The following is a 23,725-nucleotide window of genomic DNA, read 5'->3' on the forward strand; positions in this document are numbered from 1 at the left end:
CGGTTGGGGTCGCCAGGTTCGGGAGCGATACCTGCTGACCAGGCTATGAGCCAGCAGCATCCCGAACCGCGCGAGATTCTAACAGCTTGAAGCGATTTGCGTTATATCCGCTTCTTCAGTGCTTATATCCGGTTCTTCAGTGCATAGAGCATTTCCAGCGCACGCCGTGGTGTCATGTCGTCGAGATCCACCTTCGCCAATTCATCCAGCACCGGATGCGGCAGCGAGGCGAACATGTCGCTTTGCTGCGGTGTCGACGGCTTGCCCTTGGCTGCCGGTTTCGGCGTCTCGTGGGGCAGGGCTGTGTCTTCCAGACGACTCAGATGCTCACGCGCGCGCAGGATCACTTCGCTCGGCACACCAGCCAGTTGCGCGACTGCCAAGCCGTAGCTCTGGCTGGCCGGCCCAGGCAGAACATGGTGCAGGAACACGATGCGTTCGTTGTGCTCGGTCGCGTTGAGGTGGACGTTGGCCACCAACGGCTCGGCTTCCGGCAACACGGTCAGTTCGAAGTAGTGCGTAGCGAACAGCGTATAGGCACGCAGATGAGCCAAGCGCTCGGCCGCCGCCCACGCCAGCGACAGACCGTCAAAGGTGCTGGTACCGCGCCCGACTTCGTCCATCAGGACCAGACTGCGCTCGGTGGCGTTATGCAGGATGTTGGCGGTTTCGCTCATCTCGACCATGAAGGTCGAGCGACCGCCGGCCAGATCATCGCTCGAACCGATACGGGTGAAGATGCGGTCGACCAGCGACAACTCGCAACTGGCGGCCGGCACGAAACTGCCAATATGCGCCAGTAACACGATCAAAGCGGTTTGCCGCATGTAAGTGGATTTACCGCCCATGTTCGGGCCGGTGATGACCAGCATGCGCGTGTTGTCATCGAGGCTCAGATCGTTGGCCACGAACGGCGTGGTCAGCACTTGCTCGACCACTGGGTGACGACCCTGAGTGATGCGCATGCATGGCTCGCTGACGAAACGCGGGCAGTTCAGGTCAAGATTCAGCGCACGCTCGGCGAGGTTGCTCAGCACATCCAGCTCGGCCAAGGCGCCGGCGGTGTCCTGCAACGGCGGCAACTGGCTGATCAAGTCTTCGAGCAGTGCTTCGTAAAGCATTTTTTCCCGAGCCAGCGCGCGACTCTTGGCCGACAGCGCCTTGTCTTCGAATTCTTTCAGCTCGGGCGTGATGAAACGCTCGGCGCCTTTGAGCGTCTGCCGGCGGATGTAGTCGGCCGGCGCCGATTCAGCCTGCTTGCTCGGCAGTTCGATGAAGTAGCCGTGGATACGGTTGTAGCCAACTTTTAGATTGGCCAGACCAGTACGGGCCTTCTCCCGGGCTTCCAGATCGATGAGGAACTGGCCGGCGTTTTCGCTCAGCGATTGCAGTTCATCGAGTTCACTGTCGTAACCGGTTTTCAGCACGCCGCCGTCACGGATCACCGCAGGCGGATTGTCGATAATGGCTTTGGCCAGCAGCGCCGCCAGTTCTGGATAGGTGCTGGTGGTGACCGCCAGATGCTGCAGGTGCGGCGCTTCCAGATCGGCCATCGCCACTTGCAGTTCGGGCAGTGCGCCGAGAGCGTCACGCAGACGCGCAAGGTCACGTGGTCGCGCATTGCGCAGACCGATTCGCGCCAGGATCCGCTCGATGTCGCCGATTTCCTTGAGCTGCGGTTGCAGCTTTTCGAAGCGGTAGCCGTCGAGCAGGCAGCGGATCGAGGTCTGACGCGCCAGCAACACGGTGAGATCGCGCAACGGTCGGTTCAGCCAACGAGTCAGCAGGCGGCTGCCCATGGCGGTCTGGCAGCGATCGACCACCGATTGCAGGGTGTTGTCGCGGCCACCGGCCAGGTTGGTGTCGAGTTCCAGATTGCGCCGGCTGGCGCCGTCGAGCACTACGGTGTCATCGAGACGTTCGTGACGCAGGCTGCGCAAGTGGGGCAGGGCGGTGCGCTGGGTTTCCTTGGCGTAGGCCAGCAGGCAGCCGGCAGCGCCGATGGCCAGGGTCAGGTTTTCGCAGCCGAAGCCTTTCAGGTCTTGGGTGGAAAACTGCTGGCAGAGACTTTTCAGCGCCGAATCACGCTCGAAATCCCACGGCGCACGACGACGTACGCCACGGCGTTTTTCCGCCGGCAGGTCTTTTGGCCAGTCATCTGGAATCAACAGTTCCACCGGGTTGACCCGCTCCAGTTCCGCCAGCAGGTTTTCCCAGCCTTTGATCTCAAGCACGGTGAAGTTGCCGCTGGTGATATCCAGTACTGCCAGACCGAACAGACGCTCGTCACCCAATACCGCTGCGATCAGGTTATCGCGGCGTTCATCGAGTAACGCTTCGTCGCTGACCGTTCCCGGCGTGATGATCCGTACGACTTGACGCTCCACCGGGCCTTTGCTGGTGGCCGGGTCGCCGACCTGCTCGCAAATCACAACCGACTCGCCGAGCTTGACCAGTTTCGCCAGGTAACCTTCCGCCGCGTGGTAAGGAATCCCACACATCGGAATCGCCTGACCCGCCGACTGCCCGCGCGCGGTCAGGGTGATGTCCAGCAACTTGGCGGCTTTCTTCGCATCTTCGTAGAAGATTTCGTAGAAATCGCCCATGCGATAGAACATCAGCTGGTCCGGGTGCTGATTCTTCAGGCGCCAGTATTGCTGCATCATCGGAGTGTGGGAGGACAGGTCGGAGACGGCTTTATTCATCGGATTGTCGGGCAACTCGTTAAAAGATGTAGGGCAAAGCGCGGGCAGTGGCCGGGCTTTTCCGCGATGGGCGCAAGGTTACCATGGGCAGTCAGCCCGACGCAGGCACTGCGGTCGGGTGAGCGTTTACTTGCACAGAAAAGTTGATCTATGCACGATTTATGCAAATCAGCATTTGTCTTCGCGAAAAACTTCAAGCACTATGCGCGTTATGCAAAAACGCAACGTTTCCTCCGTCTTAAGAGCACTGCTCGACCAGCACGGGATCTCCCCCACGGAGCTCCACCGTCGCACCGGCGTGCCTCAATCAACGCTCTCGCGGATTCTCAGCGGGAAGATTGTCGATCCTTCGGATAAACACATCTCGAAGATCGCTGAATATTTCAACGTCAGCACCGATCAGTTGCGCGGGCGCGCGGACGTCGCGCCAACGACCGGCGGCACTCGCGCTGACGTGCATGCGGAACTCAAGGACATAAGCCTGTGGGACGACGACACGCCCGTCGATGACGACGAGGTGTCGGTGCCCTTTCTACGCGAGGTTGAATTGGCTGCTGGATCAGGAAGATTCGTCATCGAAGAGAGCGAGCGCTCTAGCCTGCGCTTCGGCAAGCGCAGCCTGCGCCACAACGGCGTGCAATTCGACCAGGCCAAATGCGTGACGGTGCGCGGCAACAGCATGTTGCCGGTTCTGCGTGATGGCGCCACCGTCGGCGTCAACGCCGGCAAGTGCGGCATCGGCGACATCATCGATGGCGATCTGTATGCGATCAATCACAACGGCCAGCTGCGCGTGAAACAACTCTATCGCCTGCCCACCGGCATCCGTCTGCGCAGCTTCAATCGCGACGAGCATCCGGACGAGGACTATAGCTTCCAGGAAATCCAGGAAGAGCAGATCGTCATCCTCGGTCACGTCTTCTGGTGGGGCATGTACGCCCGTTAACCCATTTCGATTTAACTGAAACCTGCCCCTCGGCAGGTTTTTTTTCGCCTGCAGAAATCTCCCCACCCCTTGGCCCGCTTGGTTTTCATGCATACGCGCAAATTTAATGCATAAATAAATGCATTTACGCATTGACTGTATATGCATCCATGCATATTCTTGCCACCAAGCCGCTCGACAAAGCGGCTGGCAAGACAAGCTCTTTAGTTCCACAAGAACAGGCAGCGATGAACCGGCCTCAACGGTTCAGAGGGTTGGCAACTGACCCGGGTGTGCAGCGTAAAACACCAGAAGCAGTTATCCGGCGGGCAGGGACCGCGGTCGGAAAAACAATTTGAATGGACTCGTACCGCGCCAGTAGCGCCGAAAAGTCAGCTCCCTTCATGACTACAGGATTTGAAGGGAGGCGAAGGAGCGCATTACTGAAAAGCCCGGTGTACAAGCGCCGGGCTTTTTGGAATGCCTACCGGGCAGGAACTGAAACGCCGGGATGCCGGCACTCAATAAGGATGATGAACATGAAGAAATACGCACGTGTCGTCGCTGGCAAAGTCGACAACATTTTTGAAACCGCAAACCCGATCACCGATGAGTTTCCGGCGGACCAAGTCTGGGTGGATGTCAGCGCATTGCCCAAGATCGATTATTCCTGGAACGCGGTGAACACCGACGGCGTCTGGACATTTACTGATAGCGATATGTGGGGGCAACCGTCCATGTTGGCTATGCAAATGCGTAACGAAAGAGTGACTCGTTTCGATAAAGTCAACTTCACCCTGACATCGTCCGCGCTGGTACAAAAAGTCGAGCTGGGGCTGGCTACACCTGCTGAAGAGGCCGCACTGCTGGCCTACAAGCAGTTCTTCATCGCGATGAGCCAAGTCAACAAACAGCCGGGCTATCCACTGAGCGTCATTTGGCCTGAAGTGCCATAAGCGACATTTGACGCATCCGCAATATTGAAATGCGCAGTGCATTACTGAAGAGCCTGGCCTTGTTGCCGGGCTTTTAAATACCTGCCAGTTGCACGGCGACATTCCTGCCAAAGAGTAAATGAGGAAGACCCAATGAGTCTTTATGCACTGGTTGAATACAACCGAGTTGTCCAGTTGGAAGAAAGTGAAGTGATTCTTGAACCACCTGCTTCGCCAACCTCGGTTTGGGTTGATGTAACCGGCAGTACGGATATTCGGGTGGGTTGGAGCGCAACCTTCAATGGGGTCTGGACCTTCTCTGCACCGACGAAGAAGAACTGCGAAACAAAGCCGAACAGCAGAAGTGGCAATTGCTGAATGGGGCCGCCAACTGGTTACTGATTAACTCGCTGCAGTTCAAAGCCGACGTCGGCGTCGCCACCAGCGACGACCAGGCTCGGCTGTTGGCCCACGAGCAATACTGCATCGCCCTCAGCGACATCGATCAGCAGTCGGGTTATCCGGCGAACATCGCGTGGCCAGTCGCACCTTACTGATTCCAACTCGAGTAATCGATCGGCGGGACCGCATTGCTGAAAAGCCTGGCGCAAGGCCGGACTTTTTGGAATGCCTGCCTGAAGAGACATTATTTGAACTCAATTCCCATCTATCACCCACTGCCCACGGAGGCGTGACATGACAAACGAGCAACAAGCGTTGGCGGACATGCCGATCTGGCTGGTCATCCTCCTCGCTGTCGTCGGCGGGGTGTCCGGCGAAATGTGGCGCGCCGACAAGGAGGGCGCTCGCGGCTGGTCGCTGGTGCGGCGTCTGGCTCTGCGTTCCGGCGCCTGCATGATCTGCGGCGTGTCGGCAATCATGCTGCTGTATGCCGCTGGCATGTCGATCTGGGCCGCTGGCGCTTTTGGCTGCCTGACGGCGATGGCCGGCGCTGATGTCGCCATAGGCCTTTACGAACGCTGGGCGGCCAAGCGCATCGGCGTCTGCGAAGTACCGCCGCGCGACCAGCCTTAACCCTGAATATTTTTCCGTGCCGCCATGTCGGCGGCAGGGCTGCACGTGGACGATTGAAAAGGAGGTCATGTATGCCCACACCGATCCAGCAGCCGTCGCAACTGTTCACAGCCATCGCGACGACACTTCGCAACACCGCCGGTCTCAACCTCACCGTCGGCAACCATGATGATTTCACTGCACCGGGCGATCAGGCCTGGGTGCTGATCGACTTCGACCGCAATGGACCCGGGGTGCGCGCCGCTGACGGGCGAATTGCTCATGTCATGACGGTCTCTTTGCAAGTCATCCCGGCCCTTGCCGCCAGTGCATTTTCAGCGTGCGATCTGATTGCCGTGCTGAAAAACCTGATGACTGACCACCGCTGGAACATGTCCGGCGATCAATGCGATCTGCCGATGAATATCGATGGCTTGCCGTCATTGCTCATCCGTGGCGATCAGCAATACAAAACCTGGACCCTGACGTTCAACCAGACACTCTACCTCGGCTCGACCTTGCTCGACGATCCACTGGGCATGCCGAAATTCGCTCGCACCTGGGAAGTCAGCGACATCGACGATCCAGACCAGTACACCGCGCTGGAGGGCTGACCGATGTTCGATGCATTACTGCGTATGCAGCTTGGCCCGATCATTGAGCGTCTGGCGGAAATGGAAGCGGAAATCGAAGACCTGCATCGCCGTGCCGAGAGTTTCTGTCGTATTGGCATCTGCCAGTTAATTGATGCGGCGAGTAACACTTGCCAGGTCAGCCATGGTGGATTGCTCACCCCGGCGATCAAGTTCTTCAACCCTAGCGCCGGTGCGCAAAGCGAATCGCGCATCCCCACGGTGGGCGAGCAGTGCCTGCTGTTCAACTATGGCAGCGGTGAAAGCGGTGCGCAGAGTGTCGCGTTGTTCGGCTTGAACAGTGACCGCTTTCCTCCCGCCTCGACTGTGCCGACGCTGACCCGTCGGGTGCATCGGGACGGCAGCGAAAGCGGTTACGACGACGCCAGCCACGCCTTGCACTGGCTCAACGGACCCGCGCAATTCAACGGGTCTCGCGAGTCGCTCGAACTGAGCATCGGCCCTGCACGTCTGGCCATGACGCCACAACTGATCACCCTGCAACTGGGCGCCGTCGGCCTGAGTATCGACGCCTCGGGCGTGCACTTCAGCGGCCCCTTGGTCGATCACCAGGGCCGCGTCATCAGCCCCTGATTCAAGAGCCTCCCATGATCGGAATCGATAGAGACAGCGGGGCCACGGTCGACGACTGGCTGCAATTCGTGCAGCGCGCGACCCGAGCCCTGACCACACCGCTGGGCACCCGGCAGAAACGACCTTTGTACGGTTCGCTGATTCCCACTCTCCTCGGGCAGAACCTCGGTGACGACATTCTGCTTCTGGCACAAAGCCACGCCGCGCAAGCGTTCTACAACTCGCAAAACGGCATCGACGATTTTCAGCCGCAAGTGATTGTCGCCAGCCGTCACGGCGACGGCCTGCTGCTGCGCTTTGCCGGTACCTGGAAAAACCGTCAACAAACCTTCGAGGTGGTGACATGAGCATGCTGATCCCTGGCCAGAACCAGCTGGCCGAACCCGCGCTGATCAAGGTCGAAGCGTTCGAAGACTTGCTCGCCGAGTTCAAGGCTTTCGTCATCGAGTACGTGGGGGCTCGCTCGCCGGCCAGCGCCGTGAAACTCAAGGCGAGTCTGGAAAGCGAAAGCGAATTGCTGACCCTGGCGCTGGAAGCGTTCTGCGTGCGTCTGCAAACCCATGAGCGTAAATACAATGCACGCATCAAGCAGATGCTGGCGTGGTGGGCGACCGGCAGCAATCTCGATGCGCGGCTGGCGGACATGGGTTTGGAGCGGCAATTGCTCGATCCCGGCGACCCGGCGGCATTCCCGCCGGTACCGGCGATTTATGAAAGTGATGACGACGCTCGGCTGCGTTATTACCTCGCGCCCCATGCACCGGCGGCGGGTTCGCGGATGCAGTATCGCCGCGAGGTGTTCACCCTCGGCGAGCGGCCCACGGTGCAGGTTGAGTCCACTGATTCCGGCGTGGTAAACGTCACCTACACCTTCGATCCCGACGGCCTCGCCGCGCAGGTCAAGGATGGCAATGGACGGCGCACTGCGCCGGGCGAAGTGCAGGTCACCGTGCTTTCGCGAGAAGGCGATGGCACACCTTCCGAGACATTGCTCGACGGCGTTCGTCAGCACTTTGCCCGCCCTGATGTGCGCCCGGAAACCGACCTCGTCACCGTCAAGGCTGCCGAGATCCAGCGCTACAAAATCCGCGTCATTGCCAAGATCAATTCCGGCCCTGATTCGGGCCTGACCAGGGTCGCCGCGCAAGCACAATTGCAGGCGTATGCCGACAGTTGTCATCGCCTCGAAGGTCGGGTCGATCCGAGCTGGATCGACTACACATTGCACAGCGCCGGCGCCGTGCAACTGCAGATTCTCGAACCGCTGACGCCGATCGTGACCACCGCGTTTCAGGCGCCGTATTGCACAGCGGTCGAAGTCGAGGTGCTGACGCTATGAGTGAAAAAACTCAGCGCCCGACCTTGCTGCCCGCCAACAGCTCGGCCCTCGAACGCGGACTGGATCTGGGCTTCGGCACCTTGCTTGATCGCATCGCACCGCCGTTCCCGGAACTGATGAACCCTAGCGAAACGCCGGTGGCCTTCCTGCCTTATCTGGCTGCCGATCGTGGCGTCGCCGAATGGAGCACTGATGCGCCGGTGGCGGAGAAGCGCCTCACCGTCGAACTGGCCTGGCCCACCGCGCGCCAGGCCGGCACTCGCAAGGCACTGGAAAACGCCGCCAAGGGTTTGCAATTAAGACCCGAGATCCGCGCCTGGTACGAGCAAACACCGTCCGGCGCGCCGTACAGCTTTTCCGTGCGTGCCTTCAGCGAACAACCCTATAGCGAAGAAATCGATGCACGTCTCGACCGACGTCTGGCCGATGCCAAAAGCGAGCGGGACATTCTTTCGGTGTCGGTGGGCTTGAGCGCGTTCGGCAATCACGTCATCGGCGCCGCTACGTTCTGCGGCGAACTGACCACCGTTTATCCGGTGTTCATCGAAGGGCTTGAAACCTCGGGAGAGGCGTTCATGGCTGCCGGCATGTACACCGTCGAAACATCCACTATCTATCCTCAGGGGGCCTGAATGGCTGACTATTACACCCTGCTCACCAACGCAGGGATTGCCTACGAAACGGCGTGCAAGGCCGCGGGTACGCCGATCAAGCTGACGCAGATTTCCGTCGGCGACGGCAACGGCGCGGTCTACAACCCGGCCGCCACCGCGACCGCACTGAAACGCGAAGTCTGGCGCGGGCCACTCAATGCACTGTTCCAGGATGAGAAAAACCCGAGCTGGCTGCTTGCGGAAGTGACCATTCCGCCGGATGTTGGCGGTTGGTATGTGCGGGAAGCAGGGCTGTGGACTGACACCGGGATTCTTTACGCCATCGTCAAATATCCGGAGTCGTTCAAACCGGTTCTCGCCACCTCGGGTTCGGGTAAAGAGTTCTACATTCGTTCGATTTTCGAGACGAGTAATGCGTCGCTGGTGACGTTGTTGATTGATGACACGGTGGTCAAGGCCACACGTGCCTGGGTCACGGATTATGTGGCGGCTGAGTTGGCGAAGCTTGATGCCAAGCAGTCGGTACGAGCGGCGACCACGGCAAATATTGTCTTATCGGGCGCTCAGACTATTGATGGTCGAGCATTAGTGGCCGGTGACCGATGCCTTGTTAAAAATCAGACACTTTCGACGGCGAATGGTCTATATGTTGTCGATAACGGGGCGTGGTCAAGAGCAGCGGATGCCAATAGCGATACCAAAGTAACGCCAAATATTGTGGTCGTTGTTGAAGAGGGACTATTGCAGGCTGACACAATGTGGCAGCTAATTACGGATGGACCTATTACATTGGGTGCAACCGCGCTGACCTTTCAGAATATAACGAATGGATTCGCGCGTTTACTCTCTCCGGGTTTCGCTGGGAATCCTACTGCGCCGACAGCCGTACAGTTTGATAGTTCCACCCGCTTAGCAACGACCGAATTTGTAAAGAATTCATTAGGTAATTACAGTAACGTCAGTATTTTTACATCTTCTACAAGTTTGACAGCAATACACTTCGGCAGAGTGTTACTTCTGAATGCTGCAGCCCCGGTGAGAATTTCACTTCCGCCCTCCCTAAGCGGAGTAACTGGTTCCACTATTATTTTACGAAATGTCGGGAGCGCTCCTGCAACGATAGTTACTTCTGGCAGCGATCAGATAGCGACCATCGCTACCAATCCTTTGCCGGCAATTGTTATCCAGCCAGGTTCATCTCTTGACTTGGTTCTCCAAGGGATAAGCTATTACGCTTCAGGTACTGCAGCATTGAAGTTTAGCTCTGAGCTCGCTTTCAATACGGCTGAAACTGGTTTCGCCAAGCAACCCTCAGGAATGATCGAACAGTGGGGGACGGGGGTAACGGATGCCGACGGTTACGTCTATATTACATTTCCAGTAGCTTTTCCGACCGCAATGCGAAATATATCGATATTGCATGTTGGCTCTCTCTCGGTTATGACCTGTTTAGTGGTTGGAACTTCAAAGACAACGGGCTGTACTGTTCGTCTACAGTTAGATGCTAGGGTTACTTCCGCATCGTGGATGATCCAGTGGCGGGCATTAGGAGTGTAATATGATCGAAGCTATTCTGTTTAGTCCAAGTACCTGTGGTGCATATTGGCCGAATGTTAATAGTCAGGATATTCCTGGTGACGTAATACCGTATCCATTGCGAGATTGGGAGTCGTTGCTTAAAACCCTCGCGCAAAGCCCTAAGAGACTAGTGGCAGGTATAGATGGTTTGCCAGTCTTGATTGATCCTCCTCAGCGTAATAACGAACAATTGATGGCTGCTGAGAGAGTCTGGCGAGATCACGAACTTTCTTCGACAGATGCAATGGTTGCAAGGCATCGGGATGAACTTGAAAGTGGGTTAAGTACGACGCTCACAGTAGATCAATACCTGGAACTGCAACTCTATCGCCGCCACTTGCGCGACTGGCCTCAGGGAGATGAGTTTCCCTTGATAGAACACCGTCCTGAGACGCCGGGCTGGCTTCTATTAGAGGTTCAATAAACACCCCGCACTTCTCGGGGCGTTTTCTTATCCGCTCAAAACACTCAACACCCGCCAAGCCCCTCCCTCAGAGGGGCTTTCCCGTTTATGGAGAAACGAAAAATGGCAACCCGCCAAACCTACACCGTGCTCGTTCCATTCCCCACCGGCGGTGGGCACTGGTCGAGCGTTGGTCAAGAACTCGATCTGCTCGATGTCGAGGCCAGTGCCTTGCACTTTGCCGGTCGACTTGAGCCGAAAACCCCTATCACCCAGGCCAAAAAGGCCGCTGCCAAGAAGGCTGACTGAACATGGCTGAGGTTCTGAACTTCGAGCACAACGGCATTACCGTCAATGCAACCGAATCCCCCGAGGCCATGGGTGGCCTGGGAGACAACGTCATCGGGCTGGTAGGCACTGCGCCGAAAGCCGATCCGCTGATTCCGCGAAACGCGCCGTTTCGCATCAACAGCTTCACCACCCATGCGCTGCTCGATCCGACCGGGTCGGAAGAGGGCACGCTGTACCACGCGGTCTACCAGATCCTCAAAGTGGTCAAGGTGCCGGTGTACGTAGTCATCGTCGAGGCAGGCGCAACTCCGGCCGACACGGTCAACAATGTGATCGGCGGTGTCGAGCCGGCCACTGGCCGCAAGCTCGGTCTGGCGGCGCTGGGCAGTGTCCCGGAAGACCTGACCATCATCGGTGCGCCGGGCTTCACCGGCAGCAAAGCGGTGGCCGGTGAGTTCGCCGCGTTCGGCAAGCGCATCAAGGCCCGTGTGGTGCTGGACGGCAAGGATGTCTCGGTGGCCGATCAGGTGCTGTACAGCCAGGAACTCGGCGGCGCCGAGCTCGGTTTCGACCGTTGCCTGGTGGTGCACAACATGCCCGCCGTGTATTCGAAAGCAGCGAAGAAAAACGTTTTCCTGTCGCCTTCCAGTCTGGCGATTGCCGCGCTGGCCAAGGTCAAGCAATGGGAGAGCCCGGGCAACCAGGTGACCTTCGCCGAAGACGTTTCGCGGGTCGTCGAGTACAACATCCTCGACACGTCCACCGAAGGCGATCTGCTCAACCGTTACGGCGTCAGCTACTACGCCCGCACCGTGCTTGGCGGCTTCTCGCTGCTGGGCAACCGCTCGATCACCGGCAAGTTCATCAGCTACGTCGGCCTCGAAGATGCGATCAGCCGCAAGCTGGTCAAGGCCGGCCAGAAAGCCATGGCCAAGAACCTCACCAAATCCTTCATGGATCAGGAGGTGAAGCGCATCAACGACTGGCTGCAGACCCTGGTCGCCGACGAAACCATTCCCGGCGGCAGCGTGTATCTGCACCCGGAACTCAACAGCGTCGAGAAGTACAAGAACGGCACCTGGTACGTGGTCATCGACTACGGCCGCTACGCGCCGAACGAACACATGGTTTATCAACTCAACGCCCGCGATGAAATCATCGAGCAGTTCCTGGAGGACGTTCTCTAATGTTTACCAACCGCGTAAGACAGGCCATCGCGGCCACCCTGCAAGGCCTGCCGTTGTCGGCGACCGTTGAAGAATTCACCCCGCCGAAAATCGAATTCGACATGGAAGAGATGCGCGGCGGGCGCTTCATCGTCGAAGAAATGGCCAAGGGCGGCAAAGCGCTCGGCGCCAAGCTGACCCTGCAAGGCCTCGGCGCCGAGGTGCTGCTGGCGCTGGGCGTGAAGCTCGGCGACGACATCCTGCTGAACGTGCGTGAAGCCGGTCAGGATCAGGACGGCAACACCTGGTTCACCTACCACACCGTCGGCGGCCAGTTGAAATCCCTTGAGGAAACCGCAGTGAAAATGGGCGAGAAGCCCAAGACCAACCTGGAACTGTCCTGCCGCACCTACAACCGCCTGGAAAACGGCGTGCCGGTGATCGACATCGACGTGCGCACGCAGAAGTTCGTGCTCAACGGCGTCGACATCCTTGGTGATGCACGGCGCGCGGTGTTGATGCCGTAAACCCCGCTTTACCGGCAAATCACAAAACCCTGTGGGAGCGAGCCTGCTCGCGAAAGCGGTCGTTCAGGTACATCAATGTCGAATGTGCCAAAGCCTTCGCGAGCAGGCTCGCTCCCACAGTGGATCTAAACGAATCACCAAGGAATTCATACATGCCGTGGATGCCACCCCAACACGAACTGCTGTCGCCAATCACCGGCGACGACGGTTCGCAGATCGAAACGATCCAGCTCAAACCGCTGCTCTACGCCGCACAGAAAGAAGCGCTGGAACGCGCCGGCGATGACGAAGACGATCAGTTCTTCGAGCTGGCGCTGCTCGCCACCGGCCTGTCGGTCAAGGAACTCGATCAGCTCAAGCGCCCGGACTACGTGAGCATCGCTCAGTACGTCCATGAGATGTCGACCCGGCCGAGTTCGTACTTTCTCGACCAGATCGAGGACGCGGAGAAATCCAACGATCCCGACCAGGTGCAATTGCTGCAGCCGCTCGCCGTAACCGGCCGCACCGTCGACTCGCTGAGCCTGGAAATGCCCGTGCTGCGCGCAACCAAAGTGATGAAGAAACTGAAAACGGCCAAGGAACGCGCCGAATTCATCACTGCCCACTGCACGGGCCTGATGATCCCCGATCTGGCCCAGCTGACCGTCCCCGACTGGACGCAATTGCAGGTGCGCATCGACGATTTTTTAAACCAGCCGGCGGCCTACTTTCGGAACGCGACATCGAAGTAATCCTCGATATCGTCCCGCTCATTTACCCGGTAAGTGAAGCGGAGATTCTGGAATGGGACGCCGAAAAGGCGTTGCGCCGCTACGACATAGCGATCACTCGCCTTGGCGTGAAACAGGAGTAGAGCGGCATGGCAGAGAGCAAATATGCGCTCACGTACGCCGGTGAGAGCGGCAATGCAACGGACGGATTTTCGTTGCCCGACAACCTCGGCAAACCGCTGCAGGATTTGAATGTGACGCTCGCGTTGGCAAGCGTGGATATTCGTTTGCTGACCCAGGAACAGATCAGGCTTCGCGAGTTGTTGGCAAGCCAGCAATCGCTATTCAAGGCCGGCGCTGCACCGGTCGCGAAGAGCGAACCAAAGTCAAAACTCAACGCCGGGATCGAGCAGCGTCCGCCGCCGAAGCTGATGCAGCCGGCGATGGCCAACGAGACTGCGCTGGTTGAACTCAATCAGTTGCTCAAGATGAGCAACGACCAGCTGCAAACGCATTCACAAAGCACTCTGGAACTCGCCAGCGAGAAACAGGTGGCGGCCAGTGGTGCCACCAACGCTGACCTGTTGCAAGTTCAAGTCGCCGCAGCACGATCCGGTATTGCCGATGGCGCCAAGGGTGAGCAACGGGCGAACGAGCTGAAGTGGTTCTCCCGTGATGCCGCGATCAACGCAGCGGCGTTCAGGATGGACGTCAAAACGGCTGGCGAGATGTTGGCGGCCTGGCGTTCATCGCTGAAGCTGGATCGCTATCAGAGCCAGGATCTGGCCGATGCAACGAGCTATCTCGGCAACAGTGGCCTGGATGCCAAGGCCGCCGACATCGGTTCGGTCGTGCAACGTTCCGGCGAGGCTGCAATTACTGCCGGTATGACTCCGGAACAAGCGGCCGCGTTTGCGGCGGCACTGCTCAACAGTGGCGCAGACAAGGAGGGCGCCAGCGCCGCGTTGAAGGGTGTTACTTCGCTGCTGGCGAAGGGCGCAGATGTATCGACCGAGCAACGTACGGCTCTGAGCCAGTTAGGGTTGAATCCCGAATCGTTGGCAGGAGAGATGCGCAAGGACGCTCCCGCTGCCATCAACTCGGTGCTTGCTGCACTCAATAAACAACCGCTGCAAGAACGGGCAACACTGACGAAGACGCTGTTTGGCGAAAACGACGTCAGAGTTCTTGAACTGCTGAAGAAACCAGAGGATGTAAAAAACGCATTCTCCCAAGTGGCCGACAAGCGCCAATACGCGACATCGGAACTGGGCGCCGATTCGGGGGCAGCCGCGAAATCCGCCGAAGTATTTGGCAATACGTCGCAAGGGCGCTGGAATGCGCTCGATGCGAGTCTGACCCGGATGACCACCGCATTCGGCACGGCATTGGCGCCGTTGGCCGATGGTGCCGCAGTGGTGCTCACCGCGCTGGCCAATGGCGTGAGTACTGCGGCGCAGGCTTTCCCGGCCCTTACTGCAGGATTGGTTCTGCTTGGTGCCGCTGCTCTTCCTTTTGTTGGAGGGGCGCTGAAAACCGGCGTTGCGTCAGTCATCGACACCGTTTCCGCGAAGCTGTTGCGTCTGGCGACGACGCGATTGCCCCCCGATATTGCTGATGCCATCGTCGGTGACGATGTCTCTGATGGCGGGCGGAAAAACAAACGAGCGGGTCGTCGACCGGGTCGACGCACGCCGGCCAGAACATCGACGCGCACGACAGTTCCACGCGCCAGTGGGAGCAGTCGTTTGGGGGGGCTCACGGCCAAGGTCGCGCCTCTGTTTGATGACATCAAAATGGGCTTCAAACTGTTCACCGATGGCTTGGGCAACAGCGAGATGGTATCGCGACTCAAAGGCGCCGTTGCCAAGCTTATGCCCTTGGTCGAAAGCGTTGGCGCCAAGGTCATGCCAAAAATCGCCCAAGCGCTGCCGGCGGTAAAACTGGGAGCGCCGCTGGCCATTGCGCACGCGGCCTATACCGGACTGAAAGGTTGGCGCGAAGGCGATGACCAAGCGGTCAAAGGTGCCGCCGGCGAGCTGGCCGGCACTGCCATTGGCGCCACGATCGGTACTTTCATTGCGCCCGGTATTGGGACATTCCTCGGTGGGACTCTGGGCGGAATACTCGGTTCTTACGTCGGTGAACAATGGGGCAAGCCTGCCGAGGACAAACTCGCGCCTCCCGCGCAAGTGGCCAAGGACCTGAGCAACGCTCAGACGCAAAACCAGCAGATCACCTATGCGCCGTCGATTCAGATCAGCGGCAGCGAAATCGCCAGCTCGGAAAAAGTCGGCGCGGTGATCTCTCAAGTGATGCAAAACCATTTCAGTACTCAGTTCATGTCGACAATGAGTACCAACCCCCTCGCCACCCGCCGCGACGCAGCCCTGACCGATGGAGTCGCCTGATGAAACAACAAATGGCACTGGGCAATTTCATCTTCGGCCTGTCGCGCAACTTTGCGTACCACCAGTTGCTGCGCAAGTCTGACGGCGGCTGGACCGAGATACAGATCCTCACCAGCAAACCCAAGTCCAGCCAGACCGGACAGAAACCGGAAACCCTGACCATTACCGGCAAGTCGATGTACGCCGTGGCCATGGATCGACTCGATGAGTTGCGTGCGCTACAGGCGCTGCGTACCCCGCTGCCGTTGATTGATGGCGTCGGTCGCAACTGGGGGTTGTGGCGGATCAATTCGGTTCAGGAAACACAGGGGCAGATCATCGATGACGGCACGGCGATGGTAGTCGATTGGGTCATCGAACTGGCGGAGTTCAACAATGCGTAAAGCACGAAGCGTGGCCGGTGATTCGGTGAATCTGCTGCTCTACCGCGAAACCGGGCGCAGTGATGACGCTGCCGAAGAAGCGCTGTGGAAGCTCAACCCGACCCTGGCCGAACACGGGCCGATTCTGCCCGCTGGCGTGTGGATCGTGCTGCCGGAACTGGATGTGAAACCCGCCGTGGTCAAAGCAGTAACGGCCTGGGATTAAGGAGGTGACATGGCACTGGGATTTACGCCCGCGGTAAATATCTACGGGGCCAACGCGGCCTTGCTCAATCAACGCCTGATCAGTTGGGAGCACATCGATGCCGCTGGATTCGAGTCCGATCAACTGACGCTGACCATCGATCTCGAGGGCCTTGAAGGGCTGCCGAGTCTGGGTGGAAAAATTGGCCTGCAAGTCGGTTATCGAGAAAACGCAATGGTCGATAAAGGCCAGTTCAAAGTGACGCGTCTGACGCCGACGCTGTTTCCGTTTCGCCTCACCCTGGTGGCCACTGCGGCGCCATTCAGCAAGGATGATGAAACCGGCTTCAAGCAGCGCCGCACCGCCAGTCATGGGCCAACGACGCTGGGTGGATTATTTCGCAAGCTGGTGGAGTCGCACGGTTTTTCGCCACGGGTTGCGCCGGAGATTTCGTTGATCCGCATCGAGCACATCGACCAGTCCAACGAAACTGATATGGGTTTCGTCACGCGGCTGGCGAAAAAATACAACGTCGTCGCCAAGCCGTATGGCGATGTCTATGTGCTGGCGCGGCCCGGGCAGACCAAGTCTTTGTCGGGGCAGATTCTGCCGGACGTGACGCTGTCGGTTACCCACAACAATCGCCCCGGTGATCACGCATTCATCAGCGCCACGCTGGAAGAATCGGCCCGCGAGCAGGCCAAGGGCTGCAAGACCTGTTTCTGGGATGCGGCGGCCGGGGTGTTGCGTTGGGTCGAGACGGGCGTAGCGCCGTTCAAGACGCTGCGCCAGAAGCAGCCCAGCGAAGCGGATGCCATCGCAGTAGGCGAGGGCGAAGTACGCAAGATGTTGCGCCACAAGTACAAAGTGAAAATCACCTGCCCGGGCGATCCACGCCTGGCGGCCGAAGGTCTGCTGTTGCTCGATGAGAGCTGGCCGGACTTCATGCGCGGACGCTGGTCGATCGACAAGGTCACCGCCAGCGGCAGTCGCGAGAACAGCTATCGCTGCCTGATTGATGCGTCGTGCCTGGATCCGAAGGCGGAACAGTAATCCTGAACCGAGTGCTTATTCCTGTGGGAGCGAGCCTGCTCGCGAAAGGGGCGTCAGCTTCAGCATCGATGTGACTGATCGACCGCTTTCGCGAGCAGGCTCGCTCCCACAGGGACTGCGGCGTTCACTGTAATTTCTCTTACTTCGGAACACCCCCATGAAGATCACCCCGATCCTCACGCAATTGCGTGGGCAATGCCCTGGGCTTGCCAATCATATTTCGGTGGGTGTCGATCTGGCGTTGCTGCAAAGCAACACCGATCTGCCAACACCTTCGGCCCACGTGCTGCCAATCGCCGATCTGGCCAGCAACAGCACCACCCAAAACCTCACCACCCAACCAATCCGCGACCGCTTTGAAATCGTCCTGGCCCTTGACGCTACCGACGCGACAAAAGCGCTGGATGGGTTGCACGACCTGCGCGCTGAACTGTGGCGCGCGCTGGTGGGGTTCAAGCCCGATGCCGACTACAGCGCCATCGCCTACGACGGCGGCGAGATGGTCTCGATCAACAGCAGCCGTGCCTTCTATCGGCTGCGTTTTTATGCCGAGTTCCAGCTCGGCCGCAATCTGCCAAGTCAGCCTGCGGAGAGTTGGCACGAGCGCGAACTGGACGCTTTGTCGTCCTTTACCGGGATGACGGTGCGGGTCGATGCGATCGATCCGGCTGACCCCAACCTGCACCGCCCGGGTCCGGATGGCCGGGTGGAAATGACTTTCTCTGGAGACGTAAACCCATGAGCAACCGCATCACCGTAGTGCCGGCCGCTGGCCGTGTCGTACCTGACCCGGAGGCGGGCGACCTGTTGCCGGCTGCAGGCCGTGAAGTGCTGGACAGCGCCTGGTGGCGCCGGCGTCTGGCCGACGGCGATATCACACTCAAAACCGCAAAAGCGGCTAAACCACAGGGAGCCAAATAATGGCGATCGGATTCAGCAACATCCCGGCGGACATTCGTGTGCCGCTGTTCTATGCCGAAATGGACAACTCGGCCGCCAACAGCGCGACCTCGGCCATGCGCCGTTTGATCGTCGCCCAGGTCAACGACAATATTGCCCCGAGTGAAGTCGGCAAACTGGTGCTGGTTTCCAGCGTGGCGCTGGCGAAAAGCATCGGCGGCCAAGGCTCGATGCTCGCCTCGATGTACGAGACCTTCCGCAAGGCCGACCCGATCGGCGAGATCTGGTGCCTGCCGCTGCACAACACTGAAGGCGCAATCGCCAAGGGTGCGCTGACCCTGACCGGCACTGCGACTCAGGCGGGCATGCTCAACCTGTATGTCGGCGGCGTGCGCGTGCAGGCCACCGTGGTCAATGGCGCCACCGCCGCGCAAGCGGCCACCGCACTGGCGCAGAAAATCAACGCCACTGCCGACCTGCCAGTCAGCGCTGCCGCTGCGGAAGGTGTGGTCACCCTGAACGCCAAATGGACCGGCGACAGCGGCAACGACATCAGCCTGCAATTCAATCGCCTGGGCAAGAGCAACGGCGAAGAAACCCCGGCTGGCCTGACCAGCGCAATCACCGCCATGACCGGCGGCGCCGGTGTGCCGGATCAGATCGCCGCCGTCGCGGCTCTAGGCGATGAGCCATTCGAATTCATCGCCTTGCCGTGGTCCGATCTGGCGACCCTCAATACCTGGCAAGCGGTCATGGATGACAGCACCGGTCGCTGGTCGTGGGCCAAGCAACTGTTCGGTCACGTCTACAGCGCCAAGCGCGGCACCGTTGGCACTCTGGTCGCCGCAGGCCAGGCCCGCAACGATCAGCACATGACCATTCAGGCGCTGGAGCCGGGCGTACCGCAACCGTTCTGGGTGCAGGCCGCCGCGCTGGCTGCGCGCACGGCGGTGTTCATCTCCGCCGACGCCAGTCGTCCGACGCAAAGCGGCAGTCTGCCGGGCGTTGACCCGGCGCCGGCAAGCGAGCGCTTCACCCTGACCGAGCGTCAGTCGCTGCTCAACTACGGCATCGCCACCGCCTACTACGAGGGCGGTTACGTGCGCATCCAGCGCTCGATCACCACCTACCAGAAGAACGCCTACGGCCAGGCCGACAACTCCTATCTGGACAGCGAAACCATGCACCAGTCGGCGTTCATCGTGCGTCGTCTGCAAAGCGTGATCACCAGCAAATACGGCCGCCACAAACTGGCCTCCGACGGCACCCGTTTCGGCGCCGGCCAACCGATCGTCACGCCAGCGACCATTCGCGGCGAACTGATCGCGCAGTACGCCAAGCTCGAACTCGAAGGCCATGTGGAGAACGCCGAGCTGTTCGCCGAGCACCTGATCGTCGAGCGCGACGTGCAGGACCCGAGCCGCGTGAACGTGCTGTTCCCGCCGGATTACATCAACGGCCTGCGCGTGTTCGCACTGCTCAACCAGTTCCGTCTGCAGTACGACGACGCGGCCTGATCCGCGCAGTCGGCGTTAAGCATGCAGCCCACCTCGCGTGGGCTTTTTATTTGAAGGGAGAAACACCATGGGTCAACTGATTGCAGGCACCTGCTACGTCAAGGTCGACGGCGCACAACTGACCATCAATGGCGGCTGCGAAGCGCCGCTGATGGCCGTCAAACGTGAAACCGTCGTGCCCGGTTTCTACAAGGAAACCGACATCGCGCCGTCGTTCAAAGTGACCGCGCTGCACACCGCCGACTTCCCGCTGAAGAAGCTGATCGAAGGCACCGATATCACGGTCACCTGCGAGTTCAGCAACGGCAAAGTCTACGTGCTGGCCGGCGCCTATCTGGTCGAGGAGCCAGTCTCCAAGGGCGACGACGCCACCATCGAACTGAAATTCGAAGGCATCAAGGGGACCTGGCAATGAGCGCCGCCGTGAAGCTTCAAGTAGCAATCGAAGCCCACGGCGAGCCTCTGACCGAACTCGTTCTGCGCCGTCCGACGGTGCAGGAAGTGCGAGCGATCAAGGCGCTGCCGTACAAGATCGACAAGAGCGAAGAAGTCAGCCTCGACATGGACGTGGCGGCCAAATACATCGCCGTATGCGCCGGCATCCCGCCGTCGTCGGTCAACCAGCTCGATCTGGCTGACCTCAATGCGCTGAGCTGGGCCGTCGCGAGTTTTTTCATGAGTGCGGCGTCGGCGCCATCACCGACCTGATCGCCGTCGCCTATGACCTGGCCTGGTTCTGGAAGGTTGACCCCGAACAGATGATGGCCAGGCCACTGGATGTGCTCCGCGAATCGCTGGAGCACGCGCAACGGATCAATGCGATGCAGCAGGTGCAGTGATGGCAGACGAAGAGAAGAAAACCCCGAAACCGGTGCTGATCACCGGCATCGATGAACTCTCGCCCAAACTGGGCGCCCTGCGCATGAAGGTTGAGAGTTTTAAAAACAATCTCGAGCAGACCGGCCTCGGCAAACTGGACATCAGTGGTCTGTTCAACGGCGGCAGCGTGATCACGCCGTTTGTAGACGGCATCAAATCGGCCGCAGCGTTCCAGGGAAAATTGAGCGAAGTCAGCGACACGGCGAAAACCGTCGACCTGCCCGCCGCGCCGACGGCAGCAACGCAGAACATGAACGTGTTCAGTGCGTCGATGCAGAAGGTTTCGGCGGCGGTGGACGCTGCGCTGGTGCCGGCGGTGGGGGCGTTGGTGGTCGGACTGGAGCCGATGCTGACGCAGGTCGGCAGCCTGCTCGCCGACAATCCGAAACTGGTCGAGGGCCTGGCGGCGGGGGCGATTGCCTTCTCCGCCATGCAAACCGCGGTCACCGGTATGACCCAGGTGATGGACGTCATGAGCATGGTGCTCAAGACCAACCCGATCATGCTGATCGCCATGGGCATTGCCGTGGCGGCCGGTTTGATCGTGGCCAACTGGACACCGATCAGCGCGTTTTTCACAGGGATGTGGGAAGGCGTGAAAAACATCGGTGCGAGTGCGATGGCGACGTTGCGCTCGGTACTAGACTGGCGACCGCTGGCGGCACTGGCTGCGCTGTGGGAACCGGTCACGGGATTTTTCTCGGCTATCTGGGACAAGGTCACGGTCGTGACGGCGCCAGTGATCGACTTCTTCAAGTCGGTTTTCGCGTGGTCGCCTGCGGGGATGATCATCGAAAACTGGGGGCCGCTGACCGGTTTGTTCTCGGCGATCTGGGAATTGCTCGAGGCCTTGAGTGTGCCGGTGATGGCGTTTCTCAGAAACCTGTTCGATTTCTCGCCGATGCAGATGATTACCGATGCGTGGGGTGGTGTCGTGACGTTCTTCGAACCGATGTTCACCACGCTGCAATCGGCCGTACAAAGCACCCGGGATATCCTGTGCACGCTGTTCGATTTTTTCCCGATGGAAATGCTCACCAGCGCCTGGGGTGGAGTTGTCGGGTTCTTCGAACCGATCTGGATGGCGCTGCAAACGTCTGTGCAGCGAGTCAGGGGCTTTTTCACCAGCCTGTTCGAGTGGTCACCGCTGGAGCAGATTGCCCAGTATTGGCAGCCGATCGGTGAGGTCTTTTCGGCGCTCTGGGGCGTTGTGTTGGCGCTGTCCGCGCCGGTCGTGGACTTTCTGCACAGTCTGTTCGAATGGAAACCGCTGGATCAGATCATCGAGAGTTGGGGGCCGATCACCGAGTGGTTCGGCGAGTTGTGGCAAAAGCTGCAAACCGTCATCGCGCCGATCAAGGAGTTGTTCGACGGTGGCTTCGCCGGACTGATCGCCAAGGTCACCGGCAAGGTTGAAACTCTCACTGAAGCACAACGCCAAACCAATGCCGAAGGCAAAGGCGAACTGGCGCCGGCGTTCTTCGCTGCCAGTCCGGCGCCTGCTGGCAACGGCACACTGCAAAGCGGTTCGTTGCCACAAACCTCCAGCGCGCTGATCCAGCAAAGCGCCGCCAACAACCGCACGCAGCTCGAAGGCGGGCTGACGGTGCGCTTCGAAAATGCGCCGGCCGGCCTGCGCACCGAACAACCGCAAACCAATCAACCTGGCCTGGCCGTGTCTTCACGCATCGGCTATCGCTCACTGTCGATGGGAGGTTCCCAATGAACTGGCGTGATCGTTTATTGCCGGCATCCTTTCGCGGTGTCGGTTTCTGGATCGACCAGGCGAAAACCCCGGTCGGGCGCAAAGGGCAGTTGCATGAATACCCGCAACGCGACCTGCCGTTTTTCGAGGACCTCGGCCAGCAGGCCAAGACCCACGATCTGACCGCGTTCATCATCGGCCCCGATTGCCTCGAGCAGCGCGACAAGTTGCTCAAGGCGCTGGAGCAGGGCCGTGGCGAACTGGTGCATCCGTGGCTCGGACGCCTGCAAGTCAAAGTCGGCGAATGCGACATGACCCACACCCGCCAGGACGGTGGGTTGGTGACGTTCGCCTTGAAGTTCTATCCCGACCAACCCCTGCCGTTTCCGACAGCCACGGTCAGCACGCAGAAAGTGCTGCTGGCCAAAGCCGACGGTCTGCTGGGTTCAGCGGTGGCGCGTTTCGAACAGGCGATGACTTTGATCAAGGCTGCGCGGATCGGCATCACCAACCTGCGCAACAGCCTCACCGGGGTTTACGAGGTGATCAAGGAGCAACTGAAACCTTTGATCGAGCAGTACCGCCAGATCACTGAGCTGGTCAAGGCCGTGAAGGAGCTGCCCAAGGAAGTGGCGGCGGAATTCAAGGGTTTGCTCGGCGATATCAAGGAGCTGAAAGCGTTCGCCAAGGAAGGCTACCGTGGCGTGATAGCCGACGTGTCGCAGCAACTCGAAGCGATTCGCAAGGCTGATGCGCCAAAGATCACCACGGGCAGAGACACCAATGCCGCAGCGCAGGCGATGGCGGATCTGGTGCAGGACACGATGCTGGTCAAAGTGGCGCAGTGGGTGGCGTCGATGCCGGTGGCGACCACGCCGGTGAAGCTGGCGTCGACACCGTCGGTGGCTCAACAGTCGACGTCGCCGGTGAGTCGTCAGGAAGTTCCCGTCAGCGATGACATGCAAGCGCTGCGCACAGCGGTGACTGCAGCGATCGACCCGATGCTGGCGAAAGCCGGACCTGCGCACTTCCAGGCCATCAACGATGTAAAGGAAGCGCTCGTGGCTCATCTCAAAGCGGTGGCGTCCTCCGGCGTGCGTCAAGTCAGCAAATCGTTTCAGGAAAGCTTTCCGGCAGTGGTCGTGGCCTACAAACAGTTTGGCGACGCCACGCGGGTCGAAGAAGTGACTCAGCGTAACGCGATTACCCATCCCGGTTTCTCGCCCAACGATGTGAAAGTCTCGCGGGAGTGACGCC

27 protein-coding genes are annotated in these 23,725 nt (G+C 59.4%); 26 read left to right on the forward strand and 1 reads right to left on the reverse strand.

Going from position 1 to position 23,725, the window contains the following annotated elements:
• Positions 1–122 precede the first annotated feature (122 nt).
• A complete protein-coding gene (mutS, locus tag D8U71_RS11520) occupies positions 123–2,705 on the reverse strand; it encodes a DNA mismatch repair protein MutS (RefSeq protein WP_130887790.1) in 2,583 nt (860 codons plus the stop codon).
• 202 nt (positions 2,706–2,907) lie between these two features.
• Here mutS and D8U71_RS11525 point away from each other — a divergent pair, with 202 nt between their 5' ends.
• The 26 genes from D8U71_RS11525 (at position 2,908) to D8U71_RS11650 (ending at position 23,721) form a co-directional block, all read left to right on the forward strand.
• Positions 2,908–3,651 (forward strand): XRE family transcriptional regulator, encoded by a 744-nt coding sequence (locus D8U71_RS11525; protein WP_110600122.1) that lies wholly within the window; start codon positions 2,908–2,910, stop codon positions 3,649–3,651.
• A gap of 518 nt (positions 3,652–4,169) precedes the next feature.
• Positions 4,170–4,586 carry a tail fiber assembly protein gene (locus D8U71_RS11530; RefSeq protein WP_024011843.1) on the forward strand — a complete coding sequence of 139 codons (417 nt, stop codon included), beginning with the start codon at positions 4,170–4,172 and terminating at the stop codon, positions 4,584–4,586.
• Between the two features lie 263 nt (positions 4,587–4,849).
• On the forward strand, positions 4,850–5,122 hold the full coding sequence (locus D8U71_RS11535) for a tail fiber assembly protein (protein WP_241664220.1): 273 nt from the start codon (positions 4,850–4,852) through the stop codon (positions 5,120–5,122).
• Positions 5,123–5,261: 139 nt separating this feature from the next.
• The gene (locus D8U71_RS11540) at positions 5,262–5,600 is read left to right on the forward strand and encodes a phage holin family protein (RefSeq protein ID WP_024011844.1); all 339 of its coding nucleotides are present in this window, start codon (positions 5,262–5,264) and stop codon (positions 5,598–5,600) included.
• Positions 5,601–5,671: 71 nt separating this feature from the next.
• Positions 5,672–6,193 carry a hypothetical protein gene (locus D8U71_RS11545; RefSeq protein ID WP_130887791.1) on the forward strand — a complete coding sequence of 174 codons (522 nt, stop codon included), beginning with the start codon at positions 5,672–5,674 and terminating at the stop codon, positions 6,191–6,193.
• Positions 6,194–6,196: 3 nt separating this feature from the next.
• A complete protein-coding gene (locus D8U71_RS11550; RefSeq protein ID WP_130887792.1) occupies positions 6,197–6,805 on the forward strand; it encodes a phage baseplate assembly protein V in 609 nt (202 codons plus the stop codon).
• Between the two features lie 14 nt (positions 6,806–6,819).
• The gene (locus tag D8U71_RS11555; RefSeq protein WP_130887793.1) at positions 6,820–7,152 is read left to right on the forward strand and encodes a phage baseplate protein; all 333 of its coding nucleotides are present in this window, start codon (positions 6,820–6,822) and stop codon (positions 7,150–7,152) included.
• Entirely contained in the window at positions 7,149–8,144 is a 996-nt protein-coding gene (locus D8U71_RS11560; protein WP_130887794.1) for a baseplate J/gp47 family protein, read from the forward strand. Before D8U71_RS11555 ends, D8U71_RS11560 begins: the two co-directional genes overlap by 4 nt.
• Positions 8,141–8,776: a phage tail protein I gene (locus tag D8U71_RS11565; RefSeq protein ID WP_130887795.1), complete on the forward strand. Its 636-nt coding sequence runs from the start codon at positions 8,141–8,143 to the stop codon at positions 8,774–8,776. Before D8U71_RS11560 ends, D8U71_RS11565 begins: the two co-directional genes overlap by 4 nt.
• Positions 8,777–10,315: a phage tail protein gene (locus D8U71_RS11570; protein WP_130887796.1), complete on the forward strand. Its 1,539-nt coding sequence runs from the start codon at positions 8,777–8,779 to the stop codon at positions 10,313–10,315.
• A 1-nt stretch (position 10,316) separates the two neighbouring features.
• Entirely contained in the window at positions 10,317–10,760 is a 444-nt protein-coding gene (locus D8U71_RS11575; RefSeq protein ID WP_130887797.1) for a phage tail assembly chaperone, read from the forward strand.
• Positions 10,761–10,862: 102 nt separating this feature from the next.
• Positions 10,863–11,048: a hypothetical protein gene (locus D8U71_RS11580; protein WP_039762525.1), complete on the forward strand. Its 186-nt coding sequence runs from the start codon at positions 10,863–10,865 to the stop codon at positions 11,046–11,048.
• Positions 11,049–11,050: 2 nt separating this feature from the next.
• A complete protein-coding gene (locus D8U71_RS11585) occupies positions 11,051–12,217 on the forward strand; it encodes a phage tail protein (protein WP_110645911.1) in 1,167 nt (388 codons plus the stop codon).
• A complete protein-coding gene (locus D8U71_RS11590) occupies positions 12,217–12,723 on the forward strand; it encodes a phage major tail tube protein (RefSeq protein WP_039762530.1) in 507 nt (168 codons plus the stop codon). Before D8U71_RS11585 ends, D8U71_RS11590 begins: the two co-directional genes overlap by 1 nt.
• A gap of 152 nt (positions 12,724–12,875) precedes the next feature.
• Positions 12,876–13,457 (forward strand): phage tail assembly protein, encoded by a 582-nt coding sequence (locus tag D8U71_RS11595; protein WP_130887798.1) that lies wholly within the window; start codon positions 12,876–12,878, stop codon positions 13,455–13,457.
• Positions 13,458–13,585: 128 nt separating this feature from the next.
• The gene (locus D8U71_RS11600; protein ID WP_130887799.1) at positions 13,586–15,847 is read left to right on the forward strand and encodes a phage tail tape measure protein; all 2,262 of its coding nucleotides are present in this window, start codon (positions 13,586–13,588) and stop codon (positions 15,845–15,847) included.
• Positions 15,847–16,230, forward strand: a complete 384-nt coding sequence (locus D8U71_RS11605) for a phage tail protein (protein WP_130887800.1) — start codon at positions 15,847–15,849, stop codon at positions 16,228–16,230. The genes D8U71_RS11600 and D8U71_RS11605 overlap by 1 nt, the downstream gene beginning before the upstream one ends.
• Positions 16,223–16,435 (forward strand): tail protein X, encoded by a 213-nt coding sequence (locus D8U71_RS11610; RefSeq protein WP_016771432.1) that lies wholly within the window; start codon positions 16,223–16,225, stop codon positions 16,433–16,435. Before D8U71_RS11605 ends, D8U71_RS11610 begins: the two co-directional genes overlap by 8 nt.
• Before the next feature lie 9 nt (positions 16,436–16,444).
• Positions 16,445–17,467 (forward strand): phage late control D family protein, encoded by a 1,023-nt coding sequence (locus D8U71_RS11615; protein ID WP_130887801.1) that lies wholly within the window; start codon positions 16,445–16,447, stop codon positions 17,465–17,467.
• Positions 17,468–17,624: 157 nt separating this feature from the next.
• Positions 17,625–18,209 (forward strand): hypothetical protein, encoded by a 585-nt coding sequence (locus D8U71_RS11620; RefSeq protein WP_130887802.1) that lies wholly within the window; start codon positions 17,625–17,627, stop codon positions 18,207–18,209.
• Positions 18,206–18,388 carry a DUF2635 domain-containing protein gene (locus D8U71_RS11625; RefSeq protein ID WP_024011856.1) on the forward strand — a complete coding sequence of 61 codons (183 nt, stop codon included), beginning with the start codon at positions 18,206–18,208 and terminating at the stop codon, positions 18,386–18,388. Before D8U71_RS11620 ends, D8U71_RS11625 begins: the two co-directional genes overlap by 4 nt.
• Positions 18,388–19,884, forward strand: a complete 1,497-nt coding sequence (locus D8U71_RS11630; RefSeq protein ID WP_130887803.1) for a phage tail sheath subtilisin-like domain-containing protein — start codon at positions 18,388–18,390, stop codon at positions 19,882–19,884. Before D8U71_RS11625 ends, D8U71_RS11630 begins: the two co-directional genes overlap by 1 nt.
• A 67-nt stretch (positions 19,885–19,951) precedes the next feature.
• A complete protein-coding gene (locus D8U71_RS11635) occupies positions 19,952–20,299 on the forward strand; it encodes a phage tail tube protein (RefSeq protein WP_007908779.1) in 348 nt (115 codons plus the stop codon).
• A complete protein-coding gene (locus D8U71_RS11640) occupies positions 20,296–20,592 on the forward strand; it encodes a phage tail assembly protein (RefSeq protein ID WP_024011858.1) in 297 nt (98 codons plus the stop codon). The genes D8U71_RS11635 and D8U71_RS11640 overlap by 4 nt, the downstream gene beginning before the upstream one ends.
• A 130-nt stretch (positions 20,593–20,722) precedes the next feature.
• Positions 20,723–22,489 (forward strand): phage tail protein, encoded by a 1,767-nt coding sequence (locus D8U71_RS11645; protein WP_130887804.1) that lies wholly within the window; start codon positions 20,723–20,725, stop codon positions 22,487–22,489.
• The gene (locus D8U71_RS11650; protein WP_130887805.1) at positions 22,486–23,721 is read left to right on the forward strand and encodes a DNA circularization N-terminal domain-containing protein; all 1,236 of its coding nucleotides are present in this window, start codon (positions 22,486–22,488) and stop codon (positions 23,719–23,721) included. The genes D8U71_RS11645 and D8U71_RS11650 overlap by 4 nt, the downstream gene beginning before the upstream one ends.
• The last annotated feature ends 4 nt before the right edge of the window (positions 23,722–23,725 follow it).

The organism is Pseudomonas sp. Sample_21 (assembly GCF_004307525.1).
GTDB lineage: Bacteria > Pseudomonadota > Gammaproteobacteria > Pseudomonadales > Pseudomonadaceae > Aquipseudomonas > Aquipseudomonas atacamensis.